This window comes from Lentzea fradiae, assembly GCF_900100955.1.
GTDB lineage: Bacteria > Actinomycetota > Actinomycetes > Mycobacteriales > Pseudonocardiaceae > Lentzea > Lentzea fradiae.
The window spans coordinates 1-26,524 of sequence record NZ_FNCC01000020.1 but is presented as its reverse complement, the minus strand read 5'-3'; the positions used below and the strand labels follow the sequence as shown (position 1 = coordinate 26,524).

Here is a 26,524-nt window from a genome sequence, read left to right as displayed (position 1 = left end):
GTGTGGACCCCGCTCACCTCTTGGGGAGCGGGGTCTTCTCGTGGTGGGTCGGGTCCCAGGCCAGCATGAGCCGCCCGTAGAGCGCGGAGGTCCTGATCAGCAGCTCGTGCGAGCCGAGCAGCGGCGCGCCCCCGTCCAGCACCAGCACGCGGTTCGCCCGCAGCGCCGAGCTCAGCCGGTGCGCGATCACCACGAGAACTCCTTGCCGCTGCGCGAAAGCCCGCTCGACGCGTGCCTCAGCGGCGGGGTCGAGGTGGGACGTCGCCTCGTCGAGCACGACGACGCTCGCGGACGTGGCGTAGACCCGCGCGAGCGCCAGCAGCTGTGCCTCCCCCGCGGACAGTCCTTCGCCCGCGTGGCCGAGTGAGGCGTCCAGCCCGCCGAGCCTGTCCAGAAGTTGTTTGGCGCCAACCTTCTCCGCGGAATCGATCAGGTGGCTGTCGCTCGCGTGCGGAGCGAGCAACGCGAGGTTCTCCCGCACGGTGCCCGTGAACAGGTACGTCTCCTGCGGGATCAGGGCGATCTCGCGGTGACGGACGGCCGGCGCGACCCGGTCGACGGGAACGCCGCCGAACAGCACGCTGCCGGAGTCCGGAGCCACCAGACCGGTCAGCAGACTGGCCATTGTGGACTTGCCGATGCCGGACGGGCCGACGACGGCCAGGTGGTCTCCGGGCCGGAGGGTAAGCGAGAGGTCGCGCAGCACCGGCTCCGCGCCGGGGCTCCAGCCGAACGTGACGTTCCGCAACTCGATCTCGCCGTGCGCGGGGGTCTCGTCGCCGGTGTCACCGGACGCGGGCGGCGCGGCTTCCTCCAGTCGTTTCAGGGCGACCATCAGCCGCATCACGACCGTGCTCGTGGTGCGCGCGAGACCGTGCAGCGCGGGGTTCACGCTGTTCGTCAGGTACACCACGGCGGCGAGTGCCGCGCCCGTCGTGAGCCTGCCGGAGGCGACGAGCGGGGGAGCGAACGCGACCAGGAGGACGATCGGGGCGAACCCGCCGATCGCGATCACCGTGGCGCGCAACGAGTTCGCCCACGCGACCGTGACCGCGGCCCTGGCCTGCCGGTCGACCTGCGCGGTGATGTCGCGGTGGGCCTCGTCGGCGGCGTCGCAGGCGGCCACGTCGCGCAGGCTGGTGAACACCGCGCCGGACGCCTCCGCCGTGCCCTCGTCGGCCATCACGACGTCGCGCTGCCGCCGGGCCAGCGACGGGAGCATGAGCCCGAACAGCACCAGCGCGCCGATGATCGGCAGCACGACCAGCCAGAACAGCACGGCCGCCGTCGTCGCGAGACCGATGAGCGCGGCCAGCGTCGTGACCAGCAGGGCACGGGCCTGGACCAGCACGCCCGCCGTGGCGTCGCGGATCACCTCGACGTGCCGGGTGATCATCGCGACCGCGCTGGCGTCGGGGGTGCGGCGGTGCGCCGGGTCGCTCAGCACGCCCCGCACGACGCGGGTGACCAGGGCGTCGCGCAGTGGTTCCACGACGTCGCCGAGCCGGGCGAACACCTGCCGCTGGCCGAGGGCCCCCGCCACCGCGAGCGCCGCGAACGCGAGCAGCCACAGCACGCCCGCCAGCGGGTCCCCGGCCGCGAAACCCCGGTCGACGGCGGTCCCGACGAGCCTGCCGCCGAAGAACGCGGGCACGCCCTCCAGCGCGGACCAGCCGAGCAGGACCAGGACGCCGCGGCGATGACCTGCCAGCGTGGAGAAGTAGAAACGCATCACTCGCCCCCGGTGAACACGGCGCGGTAGTCCCGGTCGTCCCACAGCTCCCGATGGGTGCCGGTGCCGCGCACCCGGCCGTTCTCCAGCCACACCACGAGATCCGCGCGTGCCGCCGTCGCTGCCCGGTGCGTGACCACCACCCGCGTCCTGCCGGGCAGCGCCGTCGTGAGCGCCCTGTCCACCTCGGCCTCGGTCACCGTGTCCAGACTGGCCGTGGCGTCGTCGAGCACGAGGACCTCCGGCTCCCGGACGAGCGCCCTGGCGAGCCCGACCCGTTGCGCCTCACCGCCGGACAGCGGGGCGTCGGAGAGCGGGGTGTCGTAGCCCCGCGGCAGCCGGACCAGCACGTCGTGCACCTGGGCGGCCACCGCGGCCTCCCGGACCCGTGCGTCGTCGGCGGTGGTTCCGTACCCGATCGAACGGCCGATCGTCGTGCCCAGCAAGGCGGGGCGCTCGAAGGCGTAGCCGACCTCGCCGTCACGCAGCACCTGTCCGGAGTCCACAGAGGACAGTCCGCCGAGCACGGCGGCGAGCGTCGACTTGCCCGCGCCGGAGCTGCCGACGACGGCGGTGAACGTGCCGGCGGGGATGGTGAGGTTCACGTCGCGCAGCGCGGTCCCGACGCTGACGTCCCGCAGCTCCAGGACACCGGCGCCGGGGGAGGCGGGCGGGCGGCCGGGCGCGGGGGTGTCGAGGACCTCGGCGATGCGGGACGCGGACGCGCGGGTGCGTTCCAGCGCGGTGAGCTGCGGGATCTGGCCGACGATGCCCATGCCGAGCGCCGCGTAGCCGAGCGCGGCCAGCACGTCGCCGGGGGTCAGCCTGCCCGCCATGACACCGAACCCGGCGGTGACCAGCACCGCGATCTCCACGGCCGGCAGCAGCAGACCGGCCCGCCACATCATCCGCGCCTGGGTGCGCCACATGCCCGCGCCCGCCGCGGCGAGCCGGGGGAGCGGGCGCAGCACGCGGCCGGTCTCCTCGTCGGCGATCCCGGCGGCGGCGATCGTGCGCCGTCCCGCGACGGCGTCGAGCAGCCTGGCCGAGACGTCGCCGGAGACATCCTGGTAGGCCAGCACGTCGTCGGCGGTGAGCTGCAGATGCGTGCGGACCAGGAACGTCGCGAGCGGCACGCTCACCGCGAAGACGACGGCGAGCCGCCAGTCGAGCAGCGCCAGCGCGACGATGGCACCGGCCGAGGAGACGGCCGTGACGAGCAGGGTGATCAGCGTGACGGCGATGCCGCCCGCGTTGCCGCAGTCGCCGGTCATCCTGCTGACCGCGTCACCGGCGGCGAACGGCGAGGGGTGGCCGAGACCGAGCAGCTTGCGGGAGAGCGTGTGGCGCAGCCACGCCGTGGCGCGGCTGGTGATGCTCGCGGCCAGCACGATCCCGATGGCGTCACCGATGATCTCGGACGCGGCGAGCAGGAGCAGGAACAGCACTGTGAACAGCACGAACTCCCCGCTCAGCGCCATGTCGACGGCGTCGGCGAGGGCGGCGGGGAGGAGGAGGCCACCGGTCGTGGCGACGGCGGCGTTGAGCAGCAGCAGCCACGGGCGGTGGTCGCGCCGGACGACGGAGACCAGAAGAGCGTCACCGGGTTTGGCCATCCGCTGTTCCTCCGGAGGGTCGTCAGGGCGCATCATGAGCCAGAGCCCGGCGGCTGGCCGGCCGCCGGGCCCTGCAGTTGGCGGGTGAGCGGCATACTTCGCCTATGCCGCTCACCGGCCGCGGTTCACCTGTGGAGAAGCTCAGCAGGCCAGCAGGCTGACGGTGCTGTGCGAGCAGGGCAGCAGGAGCGACGCGTTGGACGCGGTCGTGGAGCCGCCGCCACCGCCGCCGCCGTGGCCCGACGCCATCGCGTTGCTCGGGGCCTCGGGGGTCTCCAGGTCCTGCATGTCAAGGATGAAGCCCATGACTGTTCTCCTTCATTCGAGTGATTCGGTGTACTGCTACCGGTCGGAGGTGACCGGCGTTCGTGAGCCCAGGAAGGGCAGTGGCGGAGTTCCGTCCACAGTGGACGCGATCGCGAGCAGGACGCCCGCACCGCCGGTGTTGAGGTCCATCGAGAGCCGGCGCAGCTGCACGCCGGGGAAGGCGAGCCCGCCGCCGTAGCGCACGGCGTGCCAGCCCAGGGCTTTGAGGTGCCGGTCGACGGCGCGGCCGAGCCGTTCGTCGGGCCGGTGCCGGTGCGCGTGCGCCAGCGTCGCCATCAGTCCTGCCCTGCCCAGCGTGAAGGCGGGCTGGATGACGAACTCGCCGGTGCACCCGCTGAGCAGGTCGGGAAGCTTGGTGACGCAAGGGCGTTCCGGCGCGACCTTCGCGAACTCGGTGAGCACCAGGGCGATGCCCGCGCCGCCGATGCCGACGTACGGCAGCGACCGCAACGTGCCGTCACGCACCTGCAGCGAGCCGTCGAGCGCCACCATCGTCTCGGCCAGGTCGCGTTCCAGCGCCTGCTCGGAGCGGTCGAGCCAGCGCTCGTCCGCGGTGTGCTCGAACATCCGCAGGAAGAACAGCGCCGGACCGGACCAGCCGTGCAGCAGACCGGCCTTGGCCTTCTGGCCGGGCGCGGGCGCCTGCTCCAACTGCTGCTCGAGTCGTTCGGCCAGCTCTCCCGCCTGCTCGGCGTACCCGCCGTCGCCGCGCGAGTCCGCGAAGTGCAGCAGGTTGAGGCCGATGCCGGACAGACCGGTGCTGAGCCCGTGGTCCTGCGTGGTGCGCACGAGCGGCGCGTAGCTCTCGACCAGCTCGGTCGCGAGGTCGTGGTGGCCGAAGTTCTCCAGCACGTGGGCGATGCCGTGCGCGCCGACGAAGAAACCGGGCTGCTTCGGCGGGTCGTGCTTCGTCCTGTCGACCAGCCAGTCCTCGTGCTCGGCGTAGCGGCCCTCACCGCTGTGGGCGAGGGCGTGCAGCACACCCGCGGCGCCGTAGCCGAAACAGGTGCCGCCGACCTCGAACTGCTCGATGTCGCCGGGGAACAGCCGGTCCTTCCGGTGCGGCGTGGCGCTGTGCAGGACCGCCGTGGCGATCTCCTTGCGCACGACCGTCCAATCAGGACTCTCGTCGTCGAACGAGGTGAACGCCGGGTCCGCGGGCGGGTCGGTGCGCGGCGTGAGCACGTCCACGATCTGGCGCTGGTAGTCCTCGGAGAGCCCGAAGCGCTCGGCGACGACGCGCACGTGCTGGCGCAGCTTGGCCGGTGCGAGCTCCAGCACCGCGTTGAGCGGCAGGAAGATCCACAGCTTCAGCGCGGCCAGCGGGTAGGCGTCGATGTCGAAGCCCTCGCGGTCGTTCGGCGCCTGGAACCCCGGTGCACCGAGCGTCGGCCGGTGCACGTCCTCGATGGTGGACGACAGCTCGAAGTCGATCAGCGAGACCTGGTCGTCCTCGTCCACCAGGATGTTCATCGTGTGCAGGTCGCCGAACACGACACCGCGTTCGTGCACCTGCCCGACGAGGTCCTCGACGCGGCCGATGAGCGCCTGTGCCCGCTCCCGGTACTCCCGCAGGTCCTCGGGCGTGGTCTCGCGGCGCGTCAACGGGTAGTTGTGGCCGAGCCACTGCCCGAGCGAACGCCCCGGCATGAACTCCATGGCCACGAACAGGTGCTCCCACTCGGTGAAGCGGTCGTACACCTCCGGCACGCCCCGGACTCCGTGCAGCCGCGTGAGAACCTGGTGTTCGAGCTCCAGCCGTGCCACGGCGTCGCGGCCCTCGCGGTCGAGGCCGGCGTGCGGCCGTGCCTCCTTGAGCACGACCTCCTTGCCGTCGCTCTTGCGCGTGGCCAGGTAGACGCCGCCGCCGTTGGAGAAGTGCAGCGAGCTCTTGATGTGGTACGGGAACTTCTCCGGGTCACCGGCGTTGCGCGCGGCCAGGTGGGGCGCCAGGAACTCCGGCAGCTCGATCCACTCGGGCGTGCTGAACACCGGCTTGCGCTTATCCGCGACGAGCTTGCCGTCGGGACCCTCGATCGCGAGCACCTGCTGCCCGTCGACCTCCAGCCACTGCTCGGAGAACCCGCCGTAGCGCACGAACAGCGGCCCCTTGCCGAAGCGCAGGTCGCTCAGGACGTACGCGCCGTGCTCACCGTCGAGCAGCTGCCCCAGCTCGGTGCAGATCGCCTCCAGCTGCGCGGTGCCCGCCGGGTAGATCGTGATGAGCTTGCCGCTGCCCTCTCGAGGGGCGTACTTCGAGTTGCGGGCGAGCACGATCGACATCGTCCGCAGGTACTTGAACGGGATGCGGCGCTCGACGCAGTAGTCGTAGGTCTTCCGCAACACCCGGCCGGCGTTGTCGAGACCGGCCGAGACGTGGATCTTCCAGCCCTGGTTCGGCAGCCGCACCCCTTGGGGGTGGTGGTGCCGCCAGACGTTCCGCTCGATCATCACCCAGTCGTGGGGAAGAGCCGGCAGGTCGATCGAAAAGTCGTCGCCGGGAGTGCCTTCGGTGCTGCTCTGCAGATCGTAGAACTGCCGATCGGCGAAGCAGTACGCCTCGTATCTGAGGTCCACCGAATTCCCTCCTCGGCTCGTTTGCGTTTTCTTCGACGCGGCATATTCCCGCACAATTCGGCGCCTATGGCCAATCCGCCGTTCGAGTCGTATGGGTAACCCGTTCGTGATCAAAAGATCCATCGCTACCCGTGGGTATATGACTCTGAGTGATGAAGTTTGGGTCCATCTCACCCGGTCGCAATGTTTGATGAGCAGCTGTTTCGTCGTCGATCATCGGTTCGATTTGGAACTGAACCGATCCGTTCCGTTTCCGTGAGTCTCTGAGCTGCGATATTCCACATCGATCTTGACGTATAGGCGGGGGTGGGTACCTGTCGTGTACGCGCTGTGGTGTGTGCTCTCTTCGGGTGAGGCTGAAATTACGGCCCAATGCGTGTTTGAAGCGACCGAACGGCGGTACTTGATGGACCGTTTGCACTCATTCGTTGGAGGAGATTGCCGCTATGGAATTTATGTGTCAAAGATTGTCTTGCCACATGCTTCCTGTCACTTTCGTCTTCTCCAAACCTTTCGGGTGAAATTCGCGGTGAGTTGTAACAGCCGGACGGTCGTCCGGAGACCTTCACGGGGCCGCGTCCGGCAGCTCCTCGTCCGGCTAGGCTGCGTGCGTGGGGAGCGTGGCGAGCCGCTGGCTGGTGCCGGCCGTGGTGGTGATCACCGGAGCCGCGGTGGCGGCCGGGATGGTGGGGCGGGCCGTGTACTCACGCCCGGCGGAGGCCAAGGGCACACCGGTGGTGCCGTCCTCGTCGGTCGCGGGGCCGCTGCCGGGGTCCGCGGAGGTCCGGCTCAGTCCCGACTCGTTCACCCACCCCGACCGGACGGACGTCCAGCGGGTGCTGCAGACGTACTTCGACTCGATCAACTCCCGGGACTTCGGTGCGTGGCGGTCGGTGGTGACCGCTCGGCGGGTCTCCGTCACGCCTGAGGCCGGGTGGGTGGCTGCTTACGAGAGCACTCGGGACGGGGGGATGGTCGTCCAGCGGATCGAGGCTGATGTCGCCGGGCGGCTTCGCGTGATGATCTCGTTCGTGTCCACTCAGGACGTGAGCAAGGCTCCGCCTGCTTTGCCGGAGGAGTGCATTCGGTGGCGGGTGGTGTACGTGCTGGTCCGGGAGGGGGGCGGGTTCAAGGTGGATGACGCTCCGGAGAACCGGGCGCCTCAGATGTCCGCCTGTTGACGGGTCGGGTTCGCTTGCCGCCGCGCAGGCCGGTCGCGTCGTGACGGGACCACCCATCCGGCTTCGCCGGGGAAGCCGAAACCGCGCCGGTGCCGGAGACAGCGCGAGGCCCCGGTCCTCGTGGGACCGGGGCCTCGGTGTGCGGAGGGCCTAGGCCGGGGTGAAGGCCAGGGCCACGTTGTGGCCGCCGAAGCCGAACGAGTCGTTCACCGCGGCGTCCAGCTTGATCTTGCGGGGTTCGCCTGCCACCACGTCCAGGGAGACGGCCGGGTCCAGGTTCTCCAGGTTCAGGGTCTGGGGAACGATGCCGTCGCGGATCGAGAGGACCGTGACGATGGCTTCCACCGCGCCTGCCGCTCCCAGCAGGTGGCCCAGGGCGCCCTTCGGGGCGGTCAGGACCGGGTGGTCGCCGATCGCCTTGCGGATCGCCACCGTCTCCGCCACGTCGCCCACCGGGGTCGAGGTGGCGTGGCAGTTCACGTGGCCCACGTCGGACGGGTCGATGCCACCGGACCGCAGGGACGCGGCGATGGCACGTGACTGGCCCACACCCTCGGGGTCCGGGGCGGTGATGTGGTAGCCGTCGGCGCTGGTGCCGATGCCCGCCAGGCGGCCGTAGATCTTGGCGCCGCGGGCCTCGGCGAACTCGCGGCGTTCCAGGACCATGATGCCCGCGCCCTCGCCGAGCACGAAGCCGTCGCGGGCCGTGTCGAACGGGCGCGACGCCTTCTCCGGCTCGTCGTTGCGGGTGCTCATGGTGCGGGCCTGCGAGAAGCCCGCCACCGGGATCGCCGTGATGCACGCTTCCGCGCCGCCCGCCACGACCACGTCGGCCTCGCCGGACATGATCATGCGGTAGCCCCACGCGATGGCTTCCGCGCCGGAGGCGCAGGCGCTCACCGGGGCGTGGACGCCCGCCTGGGCCTTCAGCTCCAGGCCGACGTGGGCCGCGGGGCCGTTCGGCATGAGCATCGGGACGGTCAGCGGCGACACCTTGCGCAGGCCCTGCTGCTCCAGGAGGTCGTCCTGGGTGAGCAGGGTGATCGCGCCGCCGATGCCCGTGCCGATGATCACGGCGAGGCGCTGGCGGTCGACGGTGTCGTCGTCGTGGCCCGCGTCCTGCCACGCCTGGCGGGACGCCACGACGGCGACCTGCTCGGAGCGGTCCAGACGCCTGGCCTCCACGCGGGGCAGCACCTCGGTCGGGTCGACGACGAGCTGTGACGCGATCTTGACCGGCAGGTCGTACTTCTCGACCCAGTCGTGGGTCATCGGGCTGACGCCCGACTTGCCGGCCAGGAGCGCGTCCCAGGTCGACGTGACGTCACCGCCGAGCGGGGTGGTGGCACCCAGCCCGGTGATGACGACCTCGATGCCGGAACTCACTTGTTGCTGGTGATGTAGTTCACCGCGTCACCAACGGTCTTGAGGTTGGCCAGCTCGTCGTCCGGGATCTTCACGCCGAACTTGTCCTCGGCCTGGACGGCGATCTCGACCATCGACAGCGAGTCGATGTCGAGGTCGTCCACGAAGGACTTCTCAGCGGTGACGTCGTCGGCGGCAACGCCGGCGACCTCTTCGACGATCTCGGCAAGACCGGACAGGACGTTGTCGCTCACTGAAGTTCCCTTTCGGTTGAAACGGTGGAAAAACTGGGGGTGTGGCTCAGGGGCACCGGACGACCTGGCCCGCGTAGGACAGGCCCGCGCCGAAACCGACCATCAGCACGACGTCTCCCCGGGAGATCTCCCCCGAGGCGCGCATGTGGTCCAGTGCCAGGGGGATCGAGGCCGACGACGTGTTGCCGGACTCGACGATGTCTCGAGCGACCTTCAGGTCCTCGCGGGCACCATTCTTGTGCAGGCGCTTGGCGATGGCCTCGATGATCCTCAGGTTGGCCTGGTGCGGGGCGAAGACGTCCACCTCGGCCAGGTCGACGCCGGCCAGCTCGGCCGCGCGGAGGGCCACCGGTGCGATCTGGGTCGTCGCCCACCGGAAGACCGTCTGGCCCTCCTGGTGGATGAACGAGTCGCGGTCGTCGATCCTGATGACCTCGGACATGTCACCGGCCGAGCCCCAGGCGACGGGACCGATCTGGTTCTCGTCGCTGGCGCCGACCACGACGGCACCCGCGCCGTCCGCGAAGATGATCGCGGTCGAGCGGTCGTCCTGGTGGGTCCAGTCGGTGAGCTTCTCGGCGCCGATGACGAGGACGTTGCGCACCGTGCCCGCGCGGACGATGTCCGCGGCGGTCGCGACGGCGTAGCAGAAGCCCGCGCACGCGGCGTTGAGGTCGAACGCGGCGGCCGCCTTGACGCCGATGCGGTCGGCGACCTGCGCGGCGGCGTTCGGGATGGTCGACGGCATGGTGCAGGTCGCGACGATCACCGCGCCGATGTCGGACGGGGTCAGGCCCGCGTCCTCGATCGCCTTGGTGCCGGCCGTGACGGCCATGTCCACGACGCCCTCGTCCTTGGCCGCGAACCGGCGGTTGACGATGCCGACGCGGTCGCGGATCCACTCGTCCGAGGTGTCCATGCGCGCCGCGAGGTCGTGGTTGCTCACCACCGTGTCCGGCTGGTAGCTGCCGAGGCCGAGGATGCGGCTGCCCGCGGCCGCCCGCGGGGCGGCGATCGACACGGCGGGCGTCCCGGAAGAGGTGGTCCCGGAAGACGTCGTCCCGGAAGAGGTCGTCACTGCGTGGCTCCAGCGGTGTCGAAGAGCTCCGCGACCTTGTCCAGCTGGTCGGGGGTCTTCAGGGCGAGGGTGGTGGTGCCCTTCATCGCGCGCTTGGCGAGACCGGTGAGCGCGCCCGCGGGCGGCAGCTCGACCGAGCCGGTGATGCCCCGCTCGACGAGGGTGGCCTGGCAGACGTCCCAGCGGACGGGGCTCGTGACCTGGGTGACCAGGCGGTTCAGCACCTCGGCGCCGGAGGTCACGACCTGGCCGTCCTTGTTGGACAGCAGCGGCAGCGCCGGGTCCACCGTCGTGACCTCGGCGGCACGGGCGCGCACCGCGTCCTCGGCGGGAGCCATGAAGCGGGTGTGGAACGCGCCCGCGACGGCCAGCTTGCGGACCTTCGCGGTGCCGGGCGGGTTCTCCGCGAGCTCGTCGAGCGCGGGACGGGGGCCCGCGGCGACGATCTGACCCGCGCCGTTGCGGTTGGCGGGCACGAGGCCGAGCTCGTCGAGGCGCGCGAGCACCTCCTGCTCGTCGCCGCCGAGCACCGCGGCCATGCCGGTCGGTTCGAGGGCGCACGCGCGGGCCATCGCGGCACCGCGCACCCCGGCCAGCGCGACCGCGTCGTCCGCGCTGATCACACCGGCGATCGACGCGGCGGCCAGCTCACCGACCGAGTGGCCGGCGACGACCACGTCCGCGGGCAGCGCGACGCGGCGGCGCAGCTCGTCGAACGCGAGCAGCGCGAGCGCCACGACCAGCGGCTGGGTGATGGCGGTGTCGACGATCTCCTCGGCTTCCGCGGTGGTGCCGAGACGCACCAGGTCGAGGCCCGTGATCTCCGACCACGTGCGGACCTGCTTCTCCGCCCCCTCCAGTTCGAGCCAGGGGGTCAGCATGCCGGGCGTCTGGGACCCTTGTCCGGGCGCGAGGAGTGCGATCACGCCGATTACTAAAGCCGGTGGACCGGCCGGTACCCCATGTCGGGAAGAACGAAGTACGGCGATCGTATTTGTAGAGAACCTACAAAAGTGACGGACAGTCGTGACGAAATCAGCGTCTGCGCAGCTCAGCGGCCTGGACGGTCGTTTGGCCCTCACTCCAACGGATGTGTGCGAACTCCGTCACAGCTCGATCGCTACCACAGGCCCCGGGAGCGGGCAAGCCGTCCTACAGACAAAGCGACGCGAAGCACAAGCGCGTCTCGAGCGTCATGTGCATTTCTTCCGGTCATTTCCTGAACGCGCCGAAGGCGATATCTGACCGTGTTCGGGTGCACGAAGAGTCTTTTCGCGCACGTCTCCAGGACGCCACCGACCTCCAGGAACGCGTCCACGGTCTCCAGCAGCGCGCCCCCGGCGTCCTCCAGCGGCCGCGCGACCCCGTCGACGAGCTGCCACTCCGCCTCCGGGTCGCCCGCGAGCGCCCGTTCCGGCAGCAGGTCGAGCGACCGCACCGGTCGCGGCGCGGCCGGCCAGCCCACGACCGCCCGCAGCCCGCTCAGCGCGTCGCCCGCGCTGCGGTGGGCCTCGGACAGGCTCGCCACGGTCGGCCCCGCCACCACGGGACCCTCACCGAACCCCTCGGCGATGAGGCCCAGCACGTCGTCACCGGTCTCCGTCGGGCCGCCGAGCACGACGACGAGCCGCGACCCCTGCACCGACAGCAGCACCGGGCGTCCGGCGCGTGCGGCCTTGCTGCGCACCGAGTAGATGATCGCGGGCGGGTCCTCGCCGCCGGGGTTGCCCACCAGCACCGTCGCTTCGAGCGCCGGGTCCCAGTTCAGCGCCGCCGCGCGGGACAGCAGCGACTCCTCGGGATCGCCGCGCACGATGCCGTCGACGACCAGCGCCTCCAGCCGCGCGTCCCACGCACCGCGCGCCTCGGCCGCCGTCGCGTAGGAGGTGGCGGCGGAGAAGGCGATCTCCCGCCCGTACCGCAGCACGCCCTCCATCAGCAGCCCGCGCTCGGTCTCGTCCGCCGCCATCGCGGGCATCTGCTGCTCGAACAGCTCCAGGGCGATCCGGACGAGCTCGACGGTCTGGCGCAGGCTCACCCAGCGGGAGATGTCCTTGGGGGCGCTGCGGAACGCGTCGGCGGTGAGCCGGATCGCCTGCTGCCGGTCGTGCAGCCACTCGACGAAGCCCGCCACGCCGTTCTGGATCAGCAGCAGCACGCTCGCCCGCTGGTCCGCGGGCATCCGGGCGAACCAGGGCAGCCGCCGTTCCATCTCGGCGACGCTCGCGGTGGCGAGCGAGCCGGACGCGCGTTCGATCTTGCGCATCGTGCGGGCGGAGAGCGCGGGCGGGTGCTCCTCCTTCGCCGGGCTGCTCGTCATACCCGCAGCTTAAGGCCACGGAGGTGACATCACCGGGACGGGTGACGCAACCGGGCGGGCGGTGTGACCGGCCATACCTTCGGGAAACGTCGGTCGTCCGCGACGCAACGGAGGTTGGTCTTGCGCAGGTTCCTGGCTTTCGTCGTGGGAGTGCTCGTGCTCGCCGTCGCGGGTGTCACAGCGTCAGCCGACCCTCCGGACCCCCTCGCCGTCTACTACGCGCAACCGGTGCGCTGGGCGCCGTGCGCGGGTGAGCTCGCGGAGCTGGAGTGCGCCACGCTCGTCGCGCCGCTCGACTACGCCAACCCCTCCGGCGAGCGGATCAGCCTGCTGGTCAGCCGCAAGCGGGCGGTGGCAGAGGACCGCAGGCGCGGCGTGCTGTTCACCAACCCCGGCGGGCCCGGCAGCTCCGGGGTCGGCCTGCCGGCGTTCCTGGCGGACACCGAGCTCGCGCAGGTCTACGACCTCATCGGGTTCGACCCGCGCGGCGTCGGCGGGTCGACCGCGCTGAACTGCCCCTCGACGCCCGCGATCGCCGAGCCCGAGTCCCGGCCCGCGGACAGCGAGTTCGTGAAGTGGGCGGCCGAGGCGCGGGAGGCGGAGGAGGCGTGCCAGCGGTCCGGCGGCGGCATCCGGCGTCACATCAGCACCGCGAACACCGCGCGGGACATGGACGTGCTGCGGGCGGTGCTGGCCGAACCGAAGATCAACTACTTCGGCTACTCCTACGGCACCTACCTCGGCGCGGTCTACGGGACGCTGTTCCCGCACCGGCTCGACCGCAGCGTGCTCGACTCGGCCGTGCACCCGGAGTGGATCTGGCACCAGCAGTTCCGGCAGCAGGCCGTCGCCCTCCGCGAGGACGTCGAGGCGTGGGCCGCTTGGGCGGGCGGCCACGACAGGGCGTTCGGGCTCGGCACGTCGCGCGACCAGGTCCTCGCCACGATCGAGGACGTCGCCGCGAAGCTGCACGCGACACCGGTCGGCGACTACAGCCGGTCGTCCTTCGACGGCGCGGTCGGCGTGGGCGCCCGCTACCGTCCACTGTGGTCGGAGCTGGCCGCGGTCGTGGCCAAGCTGCGGTCGGGGGAGGACCCGGACCAGGCCGACGGCGCGCGGGCGGGGCGGCTGCTCGCCGAGACCGGCCTCGCGGAGCTGCGGTCCGGCGTGTTCGACACCGTCCCCTGCGAGGCGGACTGGCCGACCGACCTGCACGTCTACTACGAGGACATGCGCGCGTTCCGCGACCGCTACCCGTACGGGTTCGGCGTCGTCAGGGCCGCGCCGATGACGTGCACGTTCCGCTCGTTCACGCCGCCGGAACCGCCGGTGCGGATCAAGCGCGACCGCTACCCGGTCGGCGTCGTCGTGCAGGCCGAGGGCGACACGCAGACCCAGTACGCGGGCGGTCCGGCGATGGCCGCGCGGCTGGGGCACAACCTGGTCACCGTCGTCGACGAGGGCAAGCACGGGCTCTACCACGGCAACCCGTGCGTGGACGAGAAGGTGAACCGGTACCTGGTCGACGGGGTCCTGCCGGGCAGCAGCACGCGGTGCGCGGGCGACCCGCGACCCGAGGTGCCGGCGGCCGGCGAGGGCGGCAGGACCGTGCCCTCGCCGTCGCCGGAGCGGATCAGGGCCTACCTCGACGGCCGCGGGCTGAGCGCCGGACGGGGCTGAGGAACACGGCCTCCGGAACGTGGAAGCGCCCGCCACGGAGCGTGGCGGGCGCTTCCCTCTCCCCGGTCCCCACCGGTAGCTCCACTCTGGACTGTATTACGACAAAAATCCACGTCAGCCACCCTTTCGTGTCACAGTGTCGAAGTTGTGGAGCGGTGTGATCCACGAAACGATCACCGTGTCGGATCTTCACTCACCGCAACTTTCGTTCTAGGAGGGCCCGTGGGCTCGCAAATCACCGAGGGCCTGGGCCAGGCGTGGGCGATGGTCGCCACGTTCGTGCCGAAGCTGCTCGGCTTCCTGGTTGTCCTGCTCATCGGCTGGTTCATCGCGAAGGCGCTGTCCAAGGGCGTCGCGTTCCTGCTCAAGCGCGTCGGCTTCGAGAAGCTCGTGGACCGCTCGGGCCTGAACAACACGCTGAAGCAGTCCTCGTTCGACGCGTCCGGGCTGATCGCCAAGATCGTGTACTACTTCGTGCTGCTCATCGCGTTGCAGCTCGCGTTCGGCGTCTTCGGCGCCACGAACCCCGTGAGCACGCTGCTCAACGAGGTCATCGCGTACCTGCCGCGCATCGTCGTGGCGATCGTGCTCGTGATCGTCGCGTCGGCCATCGGCACCGCGCTGAAGGGCCTCGTGACCGGTGCGCTCGGCCAGCGCTCGTACACGAAGCTGCTCGGCAACATCACCTACGGCTTCGTGATGGCGCTCGGCGTCATCGCGGCGCTCAACCAGCTCGGCATCGCCATCTCGGTGACCATGCCGGTGCTCATCGCGGTCCTCGCCACCGTCGCCGGTGTCGTCATCATCGGCGTGGGCGGCGGCCTGGTCCGCCCGATGCAGCAGCGCTGGGAGGGCTGGCTGTCCCGCGTGCAGGAGGAGACGCGGGTCCAGTCGCCGATGCCGCGCGCCTCGCAGGAGATGCCGTCGAACGTGGGCGGCCGGATGGACGCCCCGACGCCGCCGACGGGCACGCCGCGATCCGAGATGTAGTTCTCGTTCCACAGGAAGGGGTTCCGCGCAAACGTGCCGCGCGGGGCCCCTTCCTCGTGTTCTGACGGTTCTCCAGCTCCGGTCCAGCGACCCGGCCCACTGTCGTCTCCACCCGAACTGTTCCGTCGCGGTGGAGGACCTATGAAAGCCCTTGTGCTGTCCGCGGGCGTGCGCCCCGCCGGATACTCGCTGCCCCGGCAGATCGTTCCCATCGCGAACAAGCCGGTGCTGGAGTACGTGGTCGAGAACCTGAGGGACGTCGGGATCACCGAGATCGGCATCGTCGTCGGCGAGGGCGGGCAGGAGATCTCCGAGCTGTTCGGCGACGGCTCGTACCTGGGCGTGTCGATCACCTACATCCGGCAGGACCTGCCGCTCGGCGTGGCGCACTGCGTGCGGATCGCCCGGCCGTTCCTCGGTGACGACGACTTCGTCCTGTACCTGGGCGACAACGTGCTGGTGGAGGGCATCGGGCAGATCGCGGACGAGTTCGCGCGCCTGCGCCCGTCCGCGCAGGTGCTCGTGGACAAGGTCGAGGACCCGCGCCTGTACGGCGTCGCCGAGGTGGACGAGAACTCCCGCGTGACGCGGCTGGTCGAGCACCCGCAGGAGCCCCGCAGCGACCTCGCCATGATCGGCGTCTACTTCCTCACGCCCGCCATCCACGCCGCGGTCGACGCGATCGAGCCGTCGTGGCGCGGCGAGTTCGAGATCACCGACGCGTTGCAGTGGCTCGTGACGCACGAGCGGGACGTGCGGGCGCGGATGTACTCCGGGTTCTGGAAGGACACCGGCAAGGTCGAGGACGTGCTGGAGTGCAACCGCGAGCTGCTGATGGGGCTGCGGACCGACATCCAGGGCGTCGTGGACGACGAGTCGCGGCTGATCGGCGACGTCGTGGTCGAGGAGGGCGCCCGCGTCGTGCGGTCGTGCATCGTCGGGCCCGCGATCATCGGCGCCGGCACGCTGGTCGAGGAGTCGGTCATCGGCCCGTACACGTCGATCGGCGCCGACTGCCGGATCACCGAGTCCGGCGTGGCCGACTCGATCGTGCTGAACGAGGCGTCCGTGCACAACGTGTCCGGCATCGAGACGTCGCTGATCGGCCGTGGCGCGCGGGTCGGCTCGGCGCGCCAGCACCGCCTGATCGTCGGCGACGGCGCACACGTCGACGTGGCCGCGGCTTAGTCGCCCGACCGGACTTCTGTCCTCCGCCGGTCGCCACGCACACCCACTCGCGTGTCATCCCATCCAGCGGTAAACGCTGCCTCTGCGTGACGCGGCTTAGTACGCGGGGTCCCCGCGTGTCGGTGGACGAAACGTAGGGCCCCCGCGTACCCGGCGAGAAACACGAAAGGGAGTCGCGAGTGCGGCTTGGCGTCACGGACAGTGCCGCTGAGGCGTGTTCAGCCGGCCCGCACCCAGTCCTGAAGGCGGTCGCACTCCTCGGCGACCGCCTTCTTCCTGCTCGGCGGCAGGTCGTCGATGTAGTCGACGGTGACCGTGCCGTCCTTGCCGAGTGACCAGGTGGCGACGACGTACCCGTCGACGAGGACCGTGGGCTTGCCGCCGACGACGACACCCAGCCGGTCGTCGGCGATGACGCGGCGGCGGTCGGCGTGGGCGAGCAGGATGTTGTCGAACTCGGGCAGCAGCCGCACCGGCAGCGCAGTGTCCGCGTCCGGACGCGGGGCGTCGGGCAGGTCGAACAGCTCCTTGCCCGCCTCGTCCCGGAACGTCACGAGCTGTGGCCGGAGCGCCTCGAACGTCTCGCGGAGCCGCGTGAGACCGGACCACTGCTGGGCGTCCATGACCGTCGCCGGGCCGAACGCCCGCAGGTAGCGCAGGACGATCTCGTCCTTCCCGATGGCCTCCTGCGGCCTGCCCAGCCAGTTCTCGACCGTCGTGCACACCGCCCGGCCGCTGCGGTGCCACAGGCCGCGCGGCGGGAGCTGGACCAGCGCCAGCTTGTTGCGCAGGGCGTTGCCGAGGACGGTGTGCTCGCGGTCGGGCCAGCGCTGTCTCAGCTGCTTCCCGGCGTCGGCGGTGCCCTGCGGGACGTCGTCGAGGATCGCGCGGCCTGCCTCCGCCACCGCGTCGAGGTCGAGACCGCGCAACCGGCTCGCGAACGGACCGCTTTGCAGCTCGCGGTCCAGCTTGAGCTGCGTGTGGGGACGCAGTCCGAGCGCGTCCCGGGCGCTGACCAGGTGGATCGTGCCGCGCATCAGCAGCATGCGGACCGCCTGCCTGCCGGTGAGCAGGTCCTCCAGCTCCTTCGGCAGGAAGCCCTCGACGCGGGTCCAGAGCCCGATGTAGGGGGACTTCGGCTCCTGCGCCTGGACCCCGAAGAGGTGCTCGACGGTGGCGAGCGCGCTCATCCCCGTGCGTTCGCGCAGCAGCTGGCGTTCGACCAGCGCCCTGTTCAGCCGGTCCCGGCTCAAGATCCCCATCGGGTCAGGTTAGAGCCCTCCGAATCGTGAACTGGAACAAAGAGACGCGCGCCGGTGCTGTGGAGGGTGACAAGGTGGGACCGCCGGGAACATCCGGTGTGCTGCGACTGAACCGCGGGAGACGAACCGTGTGGTACGAGCTGGGACTGACGATCTTCGGCCAGAAGATCGCGTACACGGAGCTGGTCGGGCAGGTGCTCGCGCTGGCGGTCGTCTTCCTCGCGCAGCGCCGCTCGCTGCTGACCTGGCCCGTGCAGCTGGTCTCCGTGGCACTGCTGTTCACCGTCTACCTCTCCGCGCACCTCGGCGGGCTCGCGACCAGGCAGGTCGTCGTCGGCCTGATCGCGATCTACGGCTGGTACGCGTGGGTGCGCCGGCGTGACCCCGTCTTCGGCGTGGTGGTGCGCAAGGGCTCCCCGCGCGAACGGCTCGCCGTCGCCGGCGTCTTCGCCGCGGGCACCGTCGCGTTCGCCCTCGTCCTCGACTGGCTGGACGCCTCGTGGGCGCCGTGGCCGGACGCCGCGATCTTCGTCGGCACCGTGCTGGCGTTCGCCCTGCAGGGCCTGGGACTCGTGGAGTTCTGGCTGGTGTGGCTCGTGGTCGACGCCGTCGGCGTGCCGTTGCAGATCCAGTCCGGCCTGTACTTCAGCGCGTTCGTCTACCTGATCTTCGCGGGCCTGGTGGTCCACGGCTTCATCGACTGGAACCGGACCGCCAACCGGTTGACACAGGCGGCAAAGTCACCCCTATGAGGGGACTGATCGCATTACTCGCCTTCGTCCTGGTTCTCGTTCCGGTCCCGGCCGGGGCCGCCGAACCGCCCCGCACCGAGTTCGAGCTCACCGGCGCGTGGACCACCGAAGCCGGGGAGCAGACCTACCTGCGCGCCACCGGCCTGCCCGTCACCGAGATCGGCAGAACCGCCCAGGGCCGCCCGGTCCAGCTCGTCCGGGTCGGCCCGCGCTCGGCGCGCACCATCGTGCTCTTCCTCTGCTCCCAGCACGGCAACGAGCCGGCGGGCCGCGAAGCGTGCCTGATCCGGATGCGCTCGCTGCCGCGCACCTCGTCCGTCACCTACCTGTTCGTCCCGAACGCCAACCCGGACGGCCGCGCGGCCAACACCCGCGGCAACTCCGACGGCGTCGACATCAACCGCGACCACCTGCTGCTGCGCACCGCCGAGGCCCGCGCGATGGCCGCGGTGATCCGCGACTGGCAGCCCGACGTGATCCACGACCTGCACGAGTTCGGGCAGTCCGTGCCGTACTACGTCAAGGACGTGCTGTGGCTGTGGCCGCGCAACCTCAACGTCGCCGACGGCGTGCACGACCTCTCGGAGACGCTGTCGCGCTCGTACGTCCGCCCGTCCGTCGAGGCCGCCGGGCGCACGTCCGGTGTCTACGGCATTTATGTCGACCCAGTGACCGGTGAACCCGTCCGTCAGGTCGCCGGTGACGGCCAGGAACGCATCCTGCGCAACACAGGTGGCCTGAAGCACGGCATGGGACTGCTCGTCGAGACCAACACGTCCAACACCCCCGCGTACCGCGTCGAGTCGCACCTCAAGGCGTTGGACGGCACGCAGTCGTTCGTCCAGGACAACCGCGCGGGCATCGAGGCGGCCAACGCGGCGTCCCGTGCCGCGCGGTCCGGGCCGGTCTACTTCGGCGGGGCGGACAACGAGGCGCCGGATCCGTCCGATGTGGTGGCGGCGCCGTGCGGGTACGTGCTCACCGGGGCGCAGTACGTCGAGGCGCAGGACGAGCTGGCGTTGCACGGGATCACGTCGCAGTACCTGCGTGGCGGTGACCGGATCGTGCCGCTGAAGCAGGAGGCGCGTCCGTTGGTCCCGTTGCTGTTGGACGGTCGTGCGGACCAGCCGCTGCTGGCGGCCAGGCCGGTGCCGCAGTGCTGATCATCTCTGCCCGCTGAGGAGCGCCGTGCCGCCGCCGGACGGCCTTTGAGGATGGTGAGGCGCCTGAAGGCTGTCCGTGTGCTGACGGCGCTCTCAGGGCGCGGAAAGGGCCGCTCCGCACGAGGCGGAGTGGCCCTTTCCGGTTCGGCTGGTTACGCGAGGCCCGCGTCCGACGTGGACGGGCCGGCCGCCTGCACGTCGTCGATGCGGTACTTGCGGGCCGCCTCGACGACCTTCGCCTGCTCGACCTCGCCGCGCTTGGCCAGTGCGGCCAGCGTGGCGACGACGACCGACTCCGCGTCCACCAGGAAGTGGCGGCGGGCGGCCGGGCGGGTGTCGGAGAAGCCGAAGCCGTCCGTGCCCAGCGTCGTCATGTCGGTCGGGACGTACGGGCGGATCAGGTCCGGGATCGCCGACGCCCAGTCGGACACGGCCACGACCGGGCCCTGCACGTCGTTCAGCACCTGCGTCACGTAGGGCACGCGCGGCTCCGCGTCCGGGTGCAGCAGGTTGTGGCGGTCGGTCTCCACGGCCTCGCGGCGCAGCTCCGAGTACGACGTGGCGGACCACACGTCCGCGGAGACGCCCCACTCGTCGGCCAGCAGCTGCTGGGCCTTGAGCGCCCACGGCAGGCCCACGCCCGACCCGAGGATCTGGGCGCGCGGACCACCGGTCTGCGGGCCGTCCTGGTACTTGTACAGGCCCCGCAGGAGGCCCTCCACGTCCAGGTTCTCCGGCTCGGCCGGCTGCACGTACGGCTCGTTGTAGACGGTGATGTAGTAGAAGACGTTCTCGGCGTTCTCGCCGTACATCCGCCGCAGACCGTCCTTGACGATGTGCGCCACCTCGAACGACCACGCCGGGTCGTACGCGATCACGGCCGGGTTCGTGTGCGCGAGCAGCAGCGAGTGGCCGTCGGCGTGCTGCAGGCCCTCACCCGTCAGCGTCGTGCGGCCCGCGGTGGCGCCGAGCACGAAGCCGCGCGCCATCTGGTCCGCCGCCGCCCACAGGCCGTCACCCGTGCGCTGGAAGCCGAACATCGAGTAGAAGATGTAGATCGGGATCATCGGCTCGCCCTGCGTCGCGTAGGACGTGCCGGCCGCCGTGAACGACGCCGTGGACCCCGCCTCGTTGATGCCCTCGTGCAGGATCTGGCCCTGCTCCGACTCCTTGTAGGCGAGCATCAGGTTGGCGTCGACCGACGTGTACGTCTGGCCGTTCGGGTTGTAGATCTTCTGCGTCGGGAACATGGAGTCCATGCCGAACGTGCGCGCCTCGTCCGGGATGATCGGCACGATGCGCGGGCCGATCTCCGGGTCCTTCGCGAGGTCGCGGACGAGCCGGACGAACGCCATCGTCGTGGCGACCTCCTGCTTGCCGGAGCCGCGCCGGACACCCTCGTAGACCTTGTCGCCGGGCAGCACCAGGGCCTTCGACTTCGTCCGGCGCTCGGGTACGAACCCGCCCAGCTGACGGCGGCGCTCCAGCATGTACTGGATCTCCGGCGAGTCCTGCCCGGGGTGGTAGTACGGCGGCAGGTACGGGTCGGCCTCGAGCTGCTCGTCCGAGATCGGGATGCGCAGGCTGTCCCGGAAGCCCTTCAGGTCGTCCAGGGTCATCTTCTTCATCTGGTGCGTCGCGTTGCGGGCCGCGAAGTGCGGGCCGAGCGAGTAGCCCTTGATGGTCTTGGCGAGGATCACGGTCGGCTGGCCGACGGTCTCGGTCGCCGCCTTGTACGCCGCGTAGACCTTGCGGTAGTCGTGACCGCCGCGCTTGAGGTTCCACACCTCGTCGTCGGTCATCGAGTCGACGAGGGCCTTCGTGCGCGGGTCACGGCCGAAGAAGTGCTCCTTGACGTACGCGCCGTCGTTGGCCTTGTACGTCTGGTAGTCGCCGTCGGCCGTCTGGTTCATCAGGTTGACCAGCGCGCCGTCGCGGTCGGCGTGCAGCAGCGCGTCCCACTCGCGGCCCCAGACGACCTTGATGACGTTCCAGCCGGCACCCCGGAAGAACGACTCCAGCTCCTGGATGATCTTGCCGTTGCCGCGCACCGGGCCGTCGAGGCGCTGCAGGTTGCAGTTCACGACGAACGTCAGGTTGTCGAGCTGCTCGTTCGCCGCGAGCTGGAGGAGACCGCGCGACTCCGGCTCGTCCATTTCACCGTCGCCGAGGAACGCCCACACGTGCTGGTCGGACGTGTCCCGGAAGCCGCGGGCCTGCAGGTAGCGGTTGAACCGCGCCTGGTAGATCGCGTTCATCGGGCCGATGCCCATGGACACCGTGGGGAACTCCCAGAAGTCCGGCATCAGCCGCGGGTGCGGGTACGACGGCAGGCCACCGCCGGGACCGGCGTGGGAGTACTCCTGGCGGAAGCCGTCGAGCTGGTGCTCCGACAGCCGGCCCTCGAGGTACGCGCGGGCGTAGACACCGGGCGAGGCGTGCCCCTGGATGAAGATCTGGTCGCCGCCGCCGGGGTGGTTCTTGCCGCGGAAGAAGTGGTTGAAGCCGACCTCGTACAGCGACGCGCTGGACGCGTAGGTCGAAATGTGGCCACCGACACCCACACCGGGCCGCTGCGCGCGGTGCACCGTCATCGCGGCGTTCCACCTGATCCACGCACGGTAACGACGCTCCACCTCCTCGTCACCGGGGAACCACGGCTCCTGCTCGGTGGGGATGGTGTTGACGTAGTCGGTGCTGGTCAGCGAAGGCATGCCCACGTGGCTCTCACGCGCGCGCTCCAGCAGACGCAGCATCAGGTAGCGGGCCCGCTGCTGGCCACCGCCCTTGAGGACCTCGTCGAACGACTCCAGCCACTCGCTGGTCTCTTCCGGGTCGATGTCGGGCAGGTGAGCTGCCAGTCCGTCGCGAATGACACGCACCCGCTCGGGGCCGGTGTTCTGCGGGCTCAAGGTGTCTCCTCGGCTTCGTTGGCGGTACTCGCGTGGCCCGGAAACCGTGCCACGCGCTCCTATCGTTGTCCTTGCGCGCCGACTTCGGCATCGCTACTGGTCAGTAGTTCTGGATCGTGTCCTCACGCGCGCGCGATAAGAGGTATGTAGAGCGTGCCTCATGCCAGTCTAGGCAACGTCACAGGGGTGGGCGTCACGGCGTGTCACGTGGTCAACAGTTGCGCCGGAGGTAGCTGACAGTGTTCGCTAGCCGGAGTAACGGACTTCGGCGGCAGTCTCAGGGCTGTCGCTCTTGCGTAGTTGGAGGAGTGAAAACCGTGGTCGCCGCGGAAGACGCCGGCAAGATCGGCGTCGCCGAGAAGCTCGGGATCGAATCGGGCATGGTCGTCCAAGAACTCGGCTGGGACGAGGACGTCGACGACAACCTCCGTGCCGCCGTCGAGGAGCAGATCGGGGGCGACCTCCTCGACGAGGATGCCGACGAGACCGTGAGCGTGGTGCTGCTCTGGTGGCGGGAGGACGACGGCGACCTGGTCGACGCCCTGCTCGAAGCCACCGGCGTGCTCGCGGAGGACGGCGTGATCTGGGTGCTCACCCCGAAGACCGGCCGCCCCGGCCACGTCGAACCCTCGGACATCGCCGAGGCCGTGCCCACCGCCGGCCTGTCCCAGACCTCGAACATCAGCGTCGCCGACGACTGGGCGGGCACCCGCCTGGTCTGGCCGAAGTCGGCCAAGGCCAAGCGCTGACCTTCGGCTAGGTTGGTCACGGGCACGCAAGTCGCCCGTGGCTCCTGGTCGGGTGCGGAGGTCGTGGTGGTCGTCGTCGGTTCGGAAGCCCCGGACTTCACGCTGAAGGACTACAACAAGCAGCCAGTGACGCTGTCGTCGTTCCGAGGCGAGAAGAACGTCCTCGTGGTCTTCTACCCGTTCGCGTTCAGCGGAACGTGCCGCGGCGAGCTCTGCCAGCTCCGCGACGAGCTGGCCGAGTACTCCGACCGCGACGTCCAGGTGCTGGGTGTGTCGGTGGACACCCCGTTCGCGCTGAAGGCGTGGGCCCAGCAGGAGGGCTACCAGTTCCCGCTGCTGTCCGACTTCTGGCCGCACGGCGCCGTCGCGCAGGCGTACGGCGTGTTCAACGAGGCCGCCGGCATGGCCGTGCGGGGCACGTTCCTCGTCGACCTGACCGGTGTGGTGCGGTTCGCTCAGGTGAACTCGCCGGGGGAGGCCCGGGATCAGGACGCCTGGAAGAAGGCCGTAGCCTCTCTCACGGCATGATGTAGCTTCCTTGTGCCCCTTGCCGGGGTGTGGGGTTGGGGCGTGTAGCTCAGCGGAAGAGCACTCGGTTTACACCCGAGCGGTCGCAGGTTCGATCCCTGTCGCGCCCACCGAACTCCGACGCTCAGTGCGCCGAGCTGGTGTTCGTGGTGGCGCTATCACCGCTTGTGGGCCGCGTAGCGCTGCTCAATCAGCTCCTCCAGCGGCACGAGCGTGCAGTCCCGAAGTTCGCGGATGAGCGCCGACGCCACCACCCACCGGATGTCCGGGTCGTCGTAGGCCACGTTCACGTCCTCCGCCGAGACCGGCCCGATCGGGCTCTTCCTGTACAGCGCACCGCGGACTCCGGCAACCACGGACTCACGTACTCGAACAGCCGCGGCTCCCCGCCTGAGCGCCGGACACAACCGCAACGAGACGGAGGCGCACGGCAGGCAGACAGGCGGCTCGGTGCAACCCATGCCGTCGGGCCAGCCCGTCCAGTCGCTCCGGTAGTCGCGCAGCAGCCAGAGCAGCCCGTCGTCGTTCAGGTCGGCGGGTCCAGCGCACACCTGGCACAGGAGCTTGCGCATGGCCCGCCGTTGCCGGAGGGGGTGCACCTTGCCGAACTCGGGTTTGCCCACGCCGTGGCGTACACCGGACCGGAGCCACAGCACGCCCTGCGCGTCCCGGTCGCCGAACATCTCGTTCGCGTAGCCGATGCCAATGCCGGGAAGCTCCACCACGCGGGAAGGAATCTCTTGCTCCGCACTCCAACTGGTGATGTACGGCACGATGAGTTGGCTCATCGCTCCTCGTCTCCGTAGACAGCCAAGGTCGATGCGTCGAAAGGACGCTATGGCAACCGCGCGTAACGGCTTGTACAAAATGTGTGACCTCTGACTGGGTACAGTGGCGGCTGTCCACGCAGGTCAGCGAGGTGGAGCATGGAGCAGGCCGACGAGCGCATCGGTGCACGTGTCCGCTACTGGCGTGAGCGGCGCAAGCTCGGACGCAAGCAGTTCGCCGACATGGTCGGACGCTCGACGTCGTGGCTGGACAAGATCGAATCCGGTGAGCGTGAACTGGCGCGTCTGCCGATGATCGAGCGGGTGGCGGAGGTGCTGCGCATCGATCCCACTGTGCTCACCGATGACCACCGCGACCAGCGGGCCCGACAATGTGTTGATGTCGGTGAAGTCCAGGCGATCCGCCGAGCGCTTGCCGCGTACCCCGGGTTGCGGACGTCGGCCCCGGAGGCGGACTTCGGCACTGTTGCGCGCCAAGCGTCCTATCTTGACCATGCCTGGAGCATGTCGCGCTTCACCGTTGTGGCGAGGCACTTGCCGGGACTCATGGCCGAGGCTCAGGTCGCGGTGCAGACCGTGTCGGAAGCCGACCGCGTAGCGGCTTACCGCATCCTGGTCACGGTGTACCGCCTTGCGTCGTCCATGCTGCTCAAGTTCGAAACGAACGACGTGGCGTGGCTCGCCGCTGACCGCGCCATGAACACGGCGATGCGGATCGACGACACGTGGTCCCTCGCCCGCGCGACCCGTAGCGTCGCTCGCGCCATGACCAGCATCCACGAGCGGTCGCAAGCCATTGCGACCTTGCTGGCGATGGCGGACCGGATGAGGCCAGAGGTCAACAGCAACGCGGCAGAGTTGCTGTCGCTGCACGGCATGTTGTACCTGGCGGCCTCGATCACGGCGGCTGGACAGGAAGACGCTGACCTGGCTCGTGAGATGCATGAGGCGGCGCTTGCATCCGCGCTGATCTACGAGCCGCACTACAACGACCACCACACTTTCTTCGGTGTCACCAATACGCAGATTCACCGTGTCTCCGCCTTGGTGCGGCTGCACGAGTGCGGGCAAGCCTTGGAGTTCGCGGCGACGATCAGTTCTCGTGCGGTCGCCGCGTTGTCCGCCGAACGGCAGGCCAACTACCTGCTCGATCTCACCGAGGCGCACGCGGGCGTCGGCGACTACCGCCAAGCGGTACGGATGCTGGGACGTGCGGAGCAGATCGCACCCGAGGAGGTCCGCTGCCGGCCGCTGGCTCATGGCCTGCTGCGGTCACTGCTGAACAACACCACGGGCGAGCCTGGAAGGCTGGTGCGTCAGATGGCCGGACGAGCGGGAGTAGAGGCGTGAGCGCACCCGTGCTGTACCTGATGATCTGTGGGGCTGGACCTGCCGACCACATCGACCGCATGGTGAAGCTGGCGCAGGCCGATGGGTGGGACGTCTGGTGCGTCGCCACGCCCGCCGCCGTGGAACACTTCCTCGATCTCGAAGCACTCGAAGTACTCAGCGGCCATCCCGTCCGCACGGGACACCAGCGAGCCGGGCAACCGGCGCTTCCCGAAGCTGCGGCTGTCATCGTGGCTCCGGCCACGTACAACACGATCAACAAGTGGGCGGCGGGCATCGCTGACACCTACGTGCTCACGCAGCTCGCCGAACTCACCGGTCTTGGTGTTCCGATTGCGGTCTTGCCGTTCGTGAACACCGCGCTCGCGAACAATCGCCCCTTCCGGCGCAGCGTCGAGGAGTTGCGCGAGTCGGGGGTGACCGTGTTGTTCGGCGAGGGCGGCTTCGTGCCGCATCCGCCGCGAACGGGTGGGCAGGTCATGGAGACGTATCCGTGGGGCGCTGCACTGTCGGCCGTGAGTGATCGTGCAAGCGCGCGTGGCGAGGACTGACCTGAGCGGACCGCTCCGTGATCGGGACGGCGGATTCCGCCTGCGAGATCGTCACACTCCGACGGGACAGACCTCGTCCTCAGCCGCCGGGGCGCTCCGGCGTTCGGCAGCTGTGTGCGCCAGCACGACGGCAGCCTTCTCGGGGGTCAGGAAGCGCAGGC

The 26,524-nt window shown here is 70.0% G+C and carries 22 protein-coding genes and 1 tRNA gene; 11 read left to right on the top strand and 12 right to left on the bottom strand.

Going from position 1 to position 26,524, the window contains the following annotated elements:
* Nucleotides 1–13: 13 nt before the first annotated feature.
* From BLT23_RS35755 to lanKC, 4 genes are all read right to left on the bottom strand, one after another.
* Entirely contained in the window at nt 14–1,732 is a 1,719-nt protein-coding gene (locus tag BLT23_RS35755) for an ABC transporter ATP-binding protein (RefSeq protein ID WP_090059172.1), read from the bottom strand.
* Nucleotides 1,732–3,348, bottom strand: coding sequence for an ABC transporter ATP-binding protein (locus BLT23_RS35750; RefSeq protein WP_090058702.1), 1,617 nt, complete (start codon nt 3,346–3,348; stop codon nt 1,732–1,734). The genes BLT23_RS35755 and BLT23_RS35750 overlap by 1 nt, the downstream gene beginning before the upstream one ends.
* A 141-nt stretch (nt 3,349–3,489) precedes the next feature.
* Nucleotides 3,490–3,654 (bottom strand): SapB/AmfS family lanthipeptide, encoded by a 165-nt coding sequence (locus tag BLT23_RS35745; RefSeq protein ID WP_090058697.1) that lies wholly within the window; start codon nt 3,652–3,654, stop codon nt 3,490–3,492.
* 36 nt (nt 3,655–3,690) lie between these two features.
* On the bottom strand, nt 3,691–6,252 hold the full coding sequence (gene lanKC, locus BLT23_RS35740; RefSeq protein WP_090058692.1) for a class III lanthionine synthetase LanKC: 2,562 nt from the start codon (nt 6,250–6,252) through the stop codon (nt 3,691–3,693).
* A gap of 611 nt (nt 6,253–6,863) precedes the next feature.
* On the opposite strand from lanKC, the gene BLT23_RS35735 reads away from it, so the two are divergent.
* Nucleotides 6,864–7,433: a hypothetical protein gene (locus BLT23_RS35735; protein ID WP_143036153.1), complete on the top strand. Its 570-nt coding sequence runs from the start codon at nt 6,864–6,866 to the stop codon at nt 7,431–7,433.
* A gap of 150 nt (nt 7,434–7,583) precedes the next feature.
* Here BLT23_RS35735 and BLT23_RS35730 read toward each other — a convergent pair whose 3' ends face one another.
* The 5 genes from BLT23_RS35730 to BLT23_RS35710 form a co-directional block, all read right to left on the bottom strand.
* Nucleotides 7,584–8,819: a beta-ketoacyl-[acyl-carrier-protein] synthase family protein gene (locus tag BLT23_RS35730; RefSeq protein WP_090058683.1), complete on the bottom strand. Its 1,236-nt coding sequence runs from the start codon at nt 8,817–8,819 to the stop codon at nt 7,584–7,586.
* Nucleotides 8,816–9,052: an acyl carrier protein gene (locus BLT23_RS35725; protein ID WP_030465146.1), complete on the bottom strand. Its 237-nt coding sequence runs from the start codon at nt 9,050–9,052 to the stop codon at nt 8,816–8,818. Before BLT23_RS35725 ends, BLT23_RS35730 begins: the two co-directional genes overlap by 4 nt.
* A gap of 46 nt (nt 9,053–9,098) precedes the next feature.
* On the bottom strand, nt 9,099–10,073 hold the full coding sequence (locus BLT23_RS35720) for a beta-ketoacyl-ACP synthase III (RefSeq protein WP_090058679.1): 975 nt from the start codon (nt 10,071–10,073) through the stop codon (nt 9,099–9,101).
* A 53-nt stretch (nt 10,074–10,126) separates the two neighbouring features.
* Nucleotides 10,127–11,056, bottom strand: coding sequence for an ACP S-malonyltransferase (locus BLT23_RS35715; protein WP_176947079.1), 930 nt, complete (start codon nt 11,054–11,056; stop codon nt 10,127–10,129).
* A 194-nt stretch (nt 11,057–11,250) separates the two neighbouring features.
* Complete coding sequence (locus BLT23_RS35710) at nt 11,251–12,450, bottom strand: PucR family transcriptional regulator (protein ID WP_090058675.1); 1,200 nt, start codon at nt 12,448–12,450, stop codon at nt 11,251–11,253.
* Nucleotides 12,451–12,570: 120 nt separating this feature from the next.
* Between BLT23_RS35710 and BLT23_RS35705 the strand changes: the two genes are divergently transcribed.
* The 3 genes from BLT23_RS35705 (at nt 12,571) to BLT23_RS35695 (ending at nt 16,308) form a co-directional block, all read left to right on the top strand.
* Complete coding sequence (locus tag BLT23_RS35705) at nt 12,571–14,130, top strand: alpha/beta fold hydrolase (RefSeq protein ID WP_245744531.1); 1,560 nt, start codon at nt 12,571–12,573, stop codon at nt 14,128–14,130.
* A gap of 222 nt (nt 14,131–14,352) precedes the next feature.
* On the top strand, nt 14,353–15,120 hold the full coding sequence (locus tag BLT23_RS35700) for a mechanosensitive ion channel family protein (RefSeq protein ID WP_090058667.1): 768 nt from the start codon (nt 14,353–14,355) through the stop codon (nt 15,118–15,120).
* Between the two features lie 141 nt (nt 15,121–15,261).
* On the top strand, nt 15,262–16,308 hold the full coding sequence (locus BLT23_RS35695; protein WP_090058663.1) for a glucose-1-phosphate thymidylyltransferase: 1,047 nt from the start codon (nt 15,262–15,264) through the stop codon (nt 16,306–16,308).
* Nucleotides 16,309–16,526: 218 nt separating this feature from the next.
* On the opposite strand, the gene BLT23_RS35690 is transcribed toward BLT23_RS35695, so the two are convergent.
* On the bottom strand, nt 16,527–17,570 hold the full coding sequence (locus BLT23_RS35690) for a winged helix DNA-binding domain-containing protein (protein WP_090058658.1): 1,044 nt from the start codon (nt 17,568–17,570) through the stop codon (nt 16,527–16,529).
* A 128-nt stretch (nt 17,571–17,698) separates the two neighbouring features.
* Here BLT23_RS35690 and pnuC point away from each other — a divergent pair, with 128 nt between their 5' ends.
* A complete protein-coding gene (pnuC, locus tag BLT23_RS35685; protein WP_090058654.1) occupies nt 17,699–18,322 on the top strand; it encodes a nicotinamide riboside transporter PnuC in 624 nt (207 codons plus the stop codon).
* Nucleotides 18,319–19,485, top strand: coding sequence for a M14 family metallopeptidase (locus tag BLT23_RS35680; RefSeq protein ID WP_090058649.1), 1,167 nt, complete (start codon nt 18,319–18,321; stop codon nt 19,483–19,485). Before pnuC ends, BLT23_RS35680 begins: the two co-directional genes overlap by 4 nt.
* Nucleotides 19,486–19,637: 152 nt before the next feature.
* Here BLT23_RS35680 and aceE read toward each other — a convergent pair whose 3' ends face one another.
* Nucleotides 19,638–22,397, bottom strand: coding sequence for a pyruvate dehydrogenase (acetyl-transferring), homodimeric type (gene aceE, locus BLT23_RS35675; protein WP_090058645.1), 2,760 nt, complete (start codon nt 22,395–22,397; stop codon nt 19,638–19,640).
* A gap of 317 nt (nt 22,398–22,714) precedes the next feature.
* On the opposite strand from aceE, the gene BLT23_RS35670 reads away from it, so the two are divergent.
* From BLT23_RS35670 to BLT23_RS35660, 3 genes are all read left to right on the top strand, one after another.
* Nucleotides 22,715–23,146, top strand: coding sequence for a DUF3052 domain-containing protein (locus tag BLT23_RS35670; protein WP_090058640.1), 432 nt, complete (start codon nt 22,715–22,717; stop codon nt 23,144–23,146).
* 63 nt (nt 23,147–23,209) lie between these two features.
* The gene (locus tag BLT23_RS35665) at nt 23,210–23,674 is read left to right on the top strand and encodes a peroxiredoxin (protein ID WP_090059167.1); all 465 of its coding nucleotides are present in this window, start codon (nt 23,210–23,212) and stop codon (nt 23,672–23,674) included.
* Between the two features lie 38 nt (nt 23,675–23,712).
* Nucleotides 23,713–23,784, top strand: a tRNA-Val gene (locus tag BLT23_RS35660).
* Between the two features lie 48 nt (nt 23,785–23,832).
* Here BLT23_RS35660 and BLT23_RS35655 read toward each other — a convergent pair.
* Complete coding sequence (locus BLT23_RS35655) at nt 23,833–24,462, bottom strand: hypothetical protein (RefSeq protein ID WP_090058636.1); 630 nt, start codon at nt 24,460–24,462, stop codon at nt 23,833–23,835.
* A gap of 138 nt (nt 24,463–24,600) precedes the next feature.
* Between BLT23_RS35655 and BLT23_RS35650 the strand changes: the two genes are divergently transcribed.
* Entirely contained in the window at nt 24,601–25,812 is a 1,212-nt protein-coding gene (locus BLT23_RS35650; protein WP_090058632.1) for a helix-turn-helix domain-containing protein, read from the top strand.
* Entirely contained in the window at nt 25,809–26,363 is a 555-nt protein-coding gene (locus BLT23_RS35645) for a flavoprotein (RefSeq protein ID WP_176947077.1), read from the top strand. Before BLT23_RS35650 ends, BLT23_RS35645 begins: the two co-directional genes overlap by 4 nt.
* Nucleotides 26,364–26,524 lie beyond the last annotated feature (161 nt).